Origin of the sequence: Clostridium sp. OM02-18AC, assembly GCF_003481825.1 — a bacterium.
Taxonomy (GTDB): domain Bacteria; phylum Bacillota; class Clostridia; order Lachnospirales; family Lachnospiraceae; genus Brotaphodocola.
Window position 1 is genome coordinate 82,687 of sequence record NZ_QULW01000018.1, and the last position, 9,078, is coordinate 91,764.

Consider the following 9,078-nt stretch of genomic DNA (forward strand, 5'->3'; position numbering starts at 1 on the left):
GGAGTGTTTAAAAGTTAAATATGATAGTGTGATTTCTCCAGAAATCCGTTTATTTCTGCTCCGATGAAAAGAATACAGATACAGATATAAAGCCACAGCATGAGCAGGACAACGGCTGTCAGGCTTCCGTACATGTAAGAAAAATTGCTGAAGTGCGTAAAATAAATGGAAAAGGCATAGGAAAAAATAAGCCATCCGACCGCGGTGAAAACAGCTCCCGCAAGCTGCTGCCGCGGTTTTTGCTTTTTTGCCGGAACAATGGTATAAAGCCCGACGAAGGTAAACAGGAATACAGCCAGGGCAAACAGGGCACGCAGACTGATGATAAGGCGAGCAGCCGGTGCAAGGATCGGAAGATACCGGAACAGGAGACGTTCAATGTTTTTTCCGAAGATCAGAAGAACCAGGGACATCACACACACCAGCATAAAAATAAGGGTATAAATGGAGCATAGCATCCGCTGGAACACATAGTTGCGCCGTTTGAAATCCCCATAGATCCGGTTTAATCCGCGCTCAATGCCAAGCATCCCCTTGGAAGCAGACCAGAGGGCAGTCAGGGCAGTTACCGACAAAATGGTGCCGGGAGATTTGATATACAGATCATCAACAATGCTTACGATCAGGGAGTGCAGCATTTGCGGCATGATGCGGACCATGACGGCGAGCAGATCAGACTTGCCGACATTGGGCAGACACTGGATCAGAGTTAAAAGCAGCATGATAAAAGGGAAAAAGGCGGTTACAATAAAAAAGGATGCCTGTGCCGCATACACGGTAATTTCATCCTTTACGCACCGGTCCCATATGTGTTTACAGTGAAAAAACAGAGAAATCATAGATGGAAAGTTCCTTTCGCATTGGACAGACTGTGCTTACAAACCGTCATCTCCAAATTTATAACATCATAGTATCACGCAGATAAAAATATGGCAAGGATCGCTTCTTGTATGGACTGGAAAAAGGTGGTATAATAACAAAATCCTCTTTTGCGGGATGCAAAACAGAAACCTAAGATAACAGGAGGGGTACCATGAAGAGGTTGTTGCATTACTTGAACGACTACAAAAAAGAGTCGGTGCTGGCTCCGCTCTTTAAAATGTTAGAAGCCAGCTTTGAATTGTTTGTGCCGTTGGTTGTGGCACAGATTGTTGATGTAGGTATCAGAAATCAGGATACAGGTTATATCCTGAAAATGGGAGGAATGCTGTTCCTTTTGGCATTTATCGGTCTGGCATGTTCCATCACCGCCCAGTATTTTGCGGCAAAGGCAGCCGTCGGGTTTGCCACGGGCTTAAGAAATGACCTGTTTGCCCATATTGGAAGATTGTCTTACAGTGAGCAGGATACGATCGGAACTTCTACGCTGATCACGCGTATGACCAGCGATATTAACCAGGTACAGTCCGGCATGAATCTGGCGCTGCGCCTGCTCCTTCGTTCTCCGTTTGTTGTGTTTGGCGCCATGGTCATGGCATTTACGGTAAATGTAAAAGCAGCCATGGTTTTTGTTGTGGCGATTCCGGTTCTTTGTGTCATTGTATTCGGCATCATGCTGATCAGCATGCCGCTGTATAAAAAAGTACAGAAACAGCTGGACCGTGTAACCCAGGCTACACGGGAAAACTTAACCGGCGCAAGAGTCATCCGCGCGTTTAACCGGCAGGAAGATGAGATCAGAAACTTCGATGAATCCAACAGTCTGCTGGTGAAATTCCAGGTTTTTGTAGGAAAAATTTCTGCACTGATGAATCCGCTGACCTACGTTGTCATCAACCTTGCGATCATTGCAGTTGTCTGGATTTCTGGTAAGCAGGTAGATGCAGGAATCATCACACAGGGTCAGACGGTGGCACTTGTAAACTATATGTCCCAGATCCTGGTTGAGCTGATCAAGATGGCAAACCTGATCATTTCCATCTCCAAAGCTCTGGCTTGTGCAAACCGGATCAACACGGTTCTGGATGAAAAGAGCAGCATTGTAAGTCCGGCCGAAGGGATGGAGAAAACACCGGAGGTGTCTGCAGATCCGCAGAAAGCGCCGGCAAAAGTTCAGTTTGACCATGTGAATTTTCTTTATAAAGGAGCAAAGGCAGATTCTTTGACGGATATCAGTTTAACCGTAAAGAGAGGCCAGACCATCGGTATCATCGGCGGAACCGGATCCGGAAAATCTTCCCTGGTGAACCTGATCCCGCGTTTTTATGATGTGCGGGAAGGTGCAGTCCTGGTAGATGGTGTGAATGTCAAAGATTACAAGCTGGAAACCCTGCGCGAAAAGATTGGTGTCGTTCCGCAGAAAGCCATCCTGTTTAAAGGCACTCTGCGTGAAAATATGAAATGGGGCAAAAAAGATGCTACTGACGAGGAAATTTACCGTGCACTTGATATTGCCCAGGCCCGCGAGTTTGTAGACAGCAAGGAAAAAGGACTGGATCTTTATATTGACCAGGCCGGAAAGAATTTATCCGGCGGACAGAAACAGCGTCTGACCATTGCCCGTGCCTTGGTGCGCGATCCGGAAATTTTAATTATGGATGACAGTGCATCTGCCCTGGATTTTGCAACCGATGCAAAGCTGCGTATGGCGATCCAGAACGGCACAAAAGACATGACCGTGTTTATCGTATCCCAGCGTGCGACCACGATTCGCCATGCAGACCAGATTGTGGTTCTGGACGATGGTGCCGCAGTGGGTATCGGTACGCATGAAGAACTGTATGAAAGCTGTGAAGTATACCGCGAGATCTGTCTGTCCCAGCTTTCTAAAGAGGAGGTGCAGTAAGGTGGCAAAACTTGATATCGGAAAACACAAATCGACCTTAAAGCGGATCCTGAATTACATTGGCAGCTATAAGTGGCTTGTAGTCCTTTCTCTGGTCCTTGCAGCCGTGACGGTAGCGACTACGCTGTATGCGCCGATTCTGGTCGGAGAGGGCGTAGACCTGATCCTCGGTCCGGGCAATGTGGATTTTGCAGGACTGTTTGTGATCCTTCGGAAAATTGCAGTGATCATTGCCATTACGGCCCTGGCCCAGTGGCTGATGAACCATATCAATAACCAGATCACGTACCGGGTGGTAAAGGATATCCGTACCAAAGCATTTAACCATTTGGAAGTTCTTCCGCTCAAATACATCGATTCCCATCAGTACGGCGATGTGATCAGCCGGATCATTGCAGATATCGACCAGTTCTCTGAGGGACTTCTGATGGGCTTCACCCAGTTATTTACCGGTGTGCTGACAATCCTTGGTACTCTTGGCTTTATGTTTATGGTAAATCCGTTCATCACGCTGGTTGTGGTCTGTGTGACACCACTTTCCCTGTGTGTAGCGAGTTTTATTGCCAAGAAGACCTATTCCATGTTCCAGCTGCAGTCAAAGACCAGAGGTGAGCTGACTTCCCTGGTAGACGAGATGGTAGGAAATGAAAAAGTCGTGCAGGCATTTGGCTATCAGGAAGAAGCACAGAAACGTTTTGAGGAGATCAATGGACGCCTTCAGGGCTACAGCCTCCGGGCTATTTTCTTCTCCTCCATTACGAATCCGGCAACCCGTTTTGTCAACAGCATCGTCTATGCCAGCGTTGGCGTAGCAGGCGCTTTTGCAGCAATCCGTGGGCTTTTGTCAGTCGGACAGCTTTCTGCATTCTTAAGCTATGCAAACCAGTATACCAAACCGTTCAATGAGATTTCCGGCGTGGTAACAGAGCTGCAGAATGCGCTGGCGTGCGCAGCTCGTGTGTTTGAGCTGATCGACGAGCCGCAGTTTACCCCGGAAGATGCAGATGCGGTCACGCTTCAGAATGTAGACGGCAGTGTGAAACTGGAACATGTCAATTTCTCTTACACTCCGGATACATCCCTGATCGAGGACTTAAACCTCGATGTAAAGCCGGGACAGCGTATTGCAATCGTAGGACCGACTGGTTGTGGAAAGACAACGATCATCAATCTGCTGATGCGTTTCTACGATGTGGTCAGCGGTTCTATCAAAGTGTCTGGCGAAGATATCCGTCATGTCACCAGAAAGAGTCTGCGTACCAACTATGGTATGGTACTTCAGGAAACCTGGCTGAAAGCAGGAACAATCCGGGAGAACATCGCTTATGGAAAACCGGATGCAACCGAGGAAGAAATCATTCAGGCAGCAAAAGAGGCGCATGCCCACAGCTTTATCAAGCGTATGCCGCAGGGATATGATACCGTGATCTCGGAGGATGGAGGAAATCTTTCCCAGGGTCAGAAACAGCTTCTTTGCATTGCCCGCGTGATGCTGTGCCTGCCGCCAATGCTGATCCTGGACGAGGCAACTTCCTCGATCGATACCCGTACGGAGATCCGGATCCAGAAAGCGTTTGCGACCATGATGAAAGGACGTACCAGTTTCATTGTGGCGCACCGTCTTTCCACGATCCGTGAGGCCGATGTAATCCTGGTTATGAAAGATGGTCACATTATTGAGCAGGGCACCCATGAATCCCTGCTTGCCCAGAATGGTTTTTATGCGAACCTCTACAACAGTCAGTTCGCAGGTTAATGAGGAGTGGTGAGTATGAACTATGCAACAATCAAACCAGTTGATATTGCAAATGGTCCTGGCGTGCGTGTGTCGCTGTTTGTCAGCGGCTGCACGCACCACTGTAAAGGCTGTTTTAATGCCCAGGCCTGGGATTTTCATTATGGTGAACCCTTTACAGAAGAAATCTGGGAACAGATCTTTTCGTATCTGGATCATGACTATATGGAGGGAATCACCCTGCTTGGCGGCGAACCCATGGAGCCGGAAAATCAGGAGGGACTGCTTCCATTTGTAAAAGAATTAAAAAAACGTTTTCCGGACAAAAGCATCTGGTGCTTCAGCGGATATGATTTTGAAAAAGACATTCTTGGGCGAATGATGAAAGAATCCAGGATAACCCGGGAACTGGTTCCGCTGTTTGATGTGATGGTCGATGGAAAATTCGAAGAAGAGAAAAAAAATTTAAGCCTGAAGTTCCGCGGTTCAGAAAATCAGCGGATTCTGGATGTAAAGCGTTCTTTGAACGAAGGAAAGGCAGTCTGGGCAGAACAGTACCGTGAAAAGAACAAATCTCTTGACGGAATGTAAGATTTTTGTCAGAATGTTCCAATTCCCGTCAGAATTGTAGGAATAGTGTCAGAATCGCTAAGGGAACGGTAAAGTCTTAAGCCCCTTCATTGTGCTAGAATGATGTCATAAGAAAACAAGACAGAATTCAGACAGCGCAGATGAGGGGGCTTTTTTATGATGAGCAGAATGAAAATTGCGAAATGGATGTTTGCATTTGCCTGCACGATCTTTGCAGGATGTGGATTTAGCTTAGCCGGAGAGGGCTATGGTTTATACAAAAACGCAGTAGAAGAAGTAAGTCTGGAAGAAAAGGTTGCAAAAATCCGCAGCCAGGAGAATTTTACTTCCATAGAGGAATTACCGGAGACTTATGTACAGGCTGTGATATCAGTCGAAGATCACCGCTTCTATGAGCATGGGGCATTGGATCTGATCGCCATTGGACGGGCTATGTTCAACGATTTAAAGGCAGGCCGTTACGTAGAGGGTGGAAGCACCATTACCCAGCAGCTTGCAAAGAATCTTTACTTCTCCCAGGAAAAAACCATGAAACGCAAAGCGGCAGAAGTATTTCTGGCATTCGAGCTGGAGCAGAAGTATACAAAAAATGAGATTTTAGAGCTCTATGTCAACAGCATCTATTTTGGAGATGGCTATTACAGCATCGGAGAAGCCAGCGAAGGATATTTCGGAAAATCGGCTTCCCGGATGAATGATTATGAAGCTACACTTCTGGCAGGCGTGCCAAACGCACCGTCCAGATATGCACCAAGCAAAAACCTGGCCCTGGCTGAAAAACGTCAGCAGAAGGTAATCAGCCGCATGGAAGCATGTGGATACTTAAACGATCAGGCAGCCAGTGTGATGAGTGCAGAACTTCTGGCACTGAAATGAGAAAACAAAACCCCAGGGACAGTGTGATATGATATGTTCCCTGGGGTTTCGTCTATGATTTTTTCATTTATTGGATCTCACGAATCATGCAGTACTGCTTTAACGGGAAATTCTGCTTCATGATCCCATAAACCTTAAAACCAAGATTTTTGTAGAATTCCACGTTATGTTCATTGTGTGTTTCCAGCGAGATCATCATGCGGTGTTCATCGGCATAATCGATGGCTTCCTGCATGAGGTGCGCTGCAATGCCGTGGTGCTGCATATTTGGATCGACAGCCAGATAGATGATGTGAAGCCGCTGCTTCTGATGAAGCTGGTCTGTCCAGCTGGAGTTTAAGTAATCGCCACCCTTTAAAAAGTTATGGAAGGTTTTTAACGATGGATCCTCTTTGATGAGATAGGTATCGGTCTGAAGGGTTGCGCGCGCTTCTGCAAAGTAAAACTGGAAGATGTTGTAAGGCTCCGCTTCATCGGAAACCACCAGGATTCCGTTTAAATCTGCACTGTCCGAAAAAATCTCACAGGTTTCATAAAATTCGTCCATATCGCAGTGGAAAAGCTCCGGCATGAGGCGTTCCCGGATTTCCGGATCCGGGATCAGGGTCTCATAGAGCGGATCATGCTTGAAGCAGGTATATAAAAGTTTTTCCAGTTTCGGCAGGTCTTCACGCTGTACGCGGTATAGTTTATCGCTTTCCATAATGTGTTCAGACGGGAGACCGTCTGTCCTTTCTTTTGTTTGGTAATATGTAGTATATCGGATTTCGTCTGTTTTGCTTCTGGTATCGTCAGATCAAAAACTGGTCGTGAACCAGGCATTGGATCCGGTCTGTCGTCTGAATCAGCAGACGGCACTGGTCCTGGAAGATCCGTTCCAGATGACTGATCTGCGCAGAAAGCTGAAGCTCCTCCGGGGCAGTCTCTTTTTGCGCCAGCAGTGTTTTCACCAGAGCATACAGGTTCTCATGCGGCATCAGGCGTTTGTATCCCCATTTCAGGCGGTTCTGCGGCTGGTTTAATACATAATCGGTAAAGTGGTCATAAACTTCCTGATCGAACATGAATGCGTAAGCATTGTTATCAACCTGGTAGAGTTTGCGAAGGGCAGAAGAGAGCTTCTGCTCTTTTAAGTTTGCGATCGCTCCTCCGATGAGGCGGATATTCTGAAGCAGGATTTCGTGCGGATAGTGCACATTTCCATACCAGTCAATGCGGACCAGCTCATCCTGCGCACACTTGAAGCGTCTCAAAGCTTCCTGCTCGGCTTCCCTTGACTCGCTAAATAAGACTTCGGCTTCCTCTGTTTTTCCTTCGGCCAGAAGCTCCTGGTAACGGCTGTTTGTATGCATGCGGGATTCATAACGGTCTTCTGCAACTTCCTGTGCATGCTTTAACATGTCTTCCAGATTCGCGATTTTTTCCACGAGAGAGGCCAGTGTCATGGGACTGATCAGGTCCATGGCAACGAATGGACGGAGAACCTCTTTGGATGCGGAATATCCGTCTAATGCACGTTTCATAACCGGGGCAGAACATAACGGGATCACGCAGGTCTCGTCCAGGGCAGCGACAAGAAGGGCAAACAGCTCGTGGTGAAGCCGGTAAACCTGTTCGTCATAAAATGCATCGTTATCAAACTGGGAATGATAATGGGTCTCCATAAAGCTGCCGCCGGTAAAGTCATTGACCATGGACGGAATTCCGGCAATTGCCATGGAAAAATCATCCGACCAGGTCTCAATCGGAGAAGTAATGCGGGTCTCCTCCGGGTATGCCTGGGTCAGATCTGGAAGTTCGGAAAGATATTCCTCCAAAAAGCGGGTATATTCGTAGCAGCTGCGGATGCGGGCACGGGTGCCGTGTGCAAGCGCCGGAAGCTCAAAGTTTAAATCGGCGATGACCTTTCCAACCCACTCCGGATGCGCGGTAAACACCTGCTCGTAAGCGCCGGTCGACCAGTCGAAGTTGGAGTCTACAACCCCCCATTCCTCTGCAGCCATCGCACAGATTACAATGGTGTTGTTTGGCTTCATGCCGCTTTTTAAAAGTGCTTTCGCGATTCCAAACATCAGCGCAACCGCAGTGTTATCATCCTGGAAACCACTGAAGTAAGAGTCATAGTGGGCAGACAACAGGATCATACGGTCTGCATGCTTTCCCGGAATCGATCCCACGATATTGTAAGTGGTGCAGTCACGGGTTACGCGGCTGTCTGCATCCAGGGTTACGGTAATCTCGGAAGTAAGCGAGGTATCGCCTGCAGGGGCATCCGCATCTATGTGTGTGTTAGAAGCAGCTTCTTTTGCAAGGAGCAGACTCTTTAACGGGTCTGCATCTTTTCTGGAGATAGAAAACGCAGGCGCATTTTCCGGTCCGGCGATATCCTGCGCATTCAGCGCCTCATCGTCAATCTCGCCGTAGCCGCCGCTCTGTACAGCGATCAGCGCAGCAGCACCTTTTAAATGAGCCTGATAGACCGGATAATTGATCCACCATTCGTCTCGCTGGTTGATGTCGACCAGAACCAGCTTCCCGGTAATGTCTTTGCCTTCGTAGTCGGCAGCAGTTCCTTTTCCGAGATACATCAGGGAAAAGTCTTTCGGACCATCGGTCACAAAGGTGGTCTGGTAAGCACCGAGCTGAATCTCGTGCCGGGTCCCATTTTCATCGGTATAGGAAAGCACTGCCTTTTTAAATTCCCAGCCGTCTACCTTTATGGCATCTTTCGTGACGTTGGAAAGACCGATGGCTTCCATTTCCTGTTTCAGCATTTCGCCGGTCTCAAATTCTGCTTTGGAACCGGCCGGCCGGTAACCAAGCACTGGGTTGGAGCGGAACTGTTCCATGCGCTTCGCCAGCGTATAAGAATAATTTATATCAAGGTTTTCTAGGATTGATTGTTGTAAATTCATGTGGGTTAACCTCCGTTTGTGCAGTCGATTCCGTGACGAAGTCACGTGACTGCTTTGCCGTTTCATTATAGCACTGAATAGCGGAGGAGAAAAGGAAAATGGAGAAAAAAGAATCAGGCCTAAAATGAAAATTTAAATTCCACTTCTCCAAAGGGCGGTGGAGTTTACTCTTGCAC

The 9,078-nt window shown here is 47.7% G+C and carries 8 protein-coding genes; 4 read left to right on the forward strand and 4 right to left on the reverse strand.

The window, feature by feature from the left end:
• Positions 1–14: 14 nt before the first annotated feature.
• Positions 15–839, reverse strand: a complete 825-nt coding sequence (locus DXB18_RS12815; RefSeq protein ID WP_118708192.1) for a YihY/virulence factor BrkB family protein — start codon at positions 837–839, stop codon at positions 15–17.
• A 194-nt stretch (positions 840–1,033) separates the two neighbouring features.
• On the opposite strand from DXB18_RS12815, the gene DXB18_RS12820 reads away from it, so the two are divergent.
• From DXB18_RS12820 to DXB18_RS12835, 4 genes are all read left to right on the forward strand, one after another.
• Positions 1,034–2,785 carry an ABC transporter ATP-binding protein gene (locus tag DXB18_RS12820; RefSeq protein ID WP_118708194.1) on the forward strand — a complete coding sequence of 584 codons (1,752 nt, stop codon included), beginning with the start codon at positions 1,034–1,036 and terminating at the stop codon, positions 2,783–2,785.
• A 1-nt stretch (position 2,786) separates the two neighbouring features.
• Positions 2,787–4,541 carry an ABC transporter ATP-binding protein gene (locus DXB18_RS12825; protein ID WP_243035306.1) on the forward strand — a complete coding sequence of 585 codons (1,755 nt, stop codon included), beginning with the start codon at positions 2,787–2,789 and terminating at the stop codon, positions 4,539–4,541.
• A gap of 15 nt (positions 4,542–4,556) precedes the next feature.
• Positions 4,557–5,111 (forward strand): anaerobic ribonucleoside-triphosphate reductase activating protein, encoded by a 555-nt coding sequence (gene nrdG, locus DXB18_RS12830; protein ID WP_118708196.1) that lies wholly within the window; start codon positions 4,557–4,559, stop codon positions 5,109–5,111.
• 156 nt (positions 5,112–5,267) lie between these two features.
• Positions 5,268–5,987: a biosynthetic peptidoglycan transglycosylase gene (locus DXB18_RS12835; RefSeq protein ID WP_347560893.1), complete on the forward strand. Its 720-nt coding sequence runs from the start codon at positions 5,268–5,270 to the stop codon at positions 5,985–5,987.
• Between the two features lie 67 nt (positions 5,988–6,054).
• Here DXB18_RS12835 and DXB18_RS12840 read toward each other — a convergent pair whose 3' ends face one another.
• From DXB18_RS12840 to DXB18_RS16360, 3 genes are all read right to left on the reverse strand, one after another.
• Positions 6,055–6,690 (reverse strand): N-acetyltransferase, encoded by a 636-nt coding sequence (locus DXB18_RS12840; protein WP_118542989.1) that lies wholly within the window; start codon positions 6,688–6,690, stop codon positions 6,055–6,057.
• 88 nt (positions 6,691–6,778) lie between these two features.
• On the reverse strand, positions 6,779–8,902 hold the full coding sequence (locus DXB18_RS12845) for a M28 family peptidase (RefSeq protein WP_118708198.1): 2,124 nt from the start codon (positions 8,900–8,902) through the stop codon (positions 6,779–6,781).
• On the reverse strand, positions 8,868–9,078 hold a 211-nt coding region (locus DXB18_RS16360), incomplete at its 5' end, for a hypothetical protein (RefSeq protein WP_207665786.1). The genes DXB18_RS12845 and DXB18_RS16360, both read right to left, overlap by 35 nt.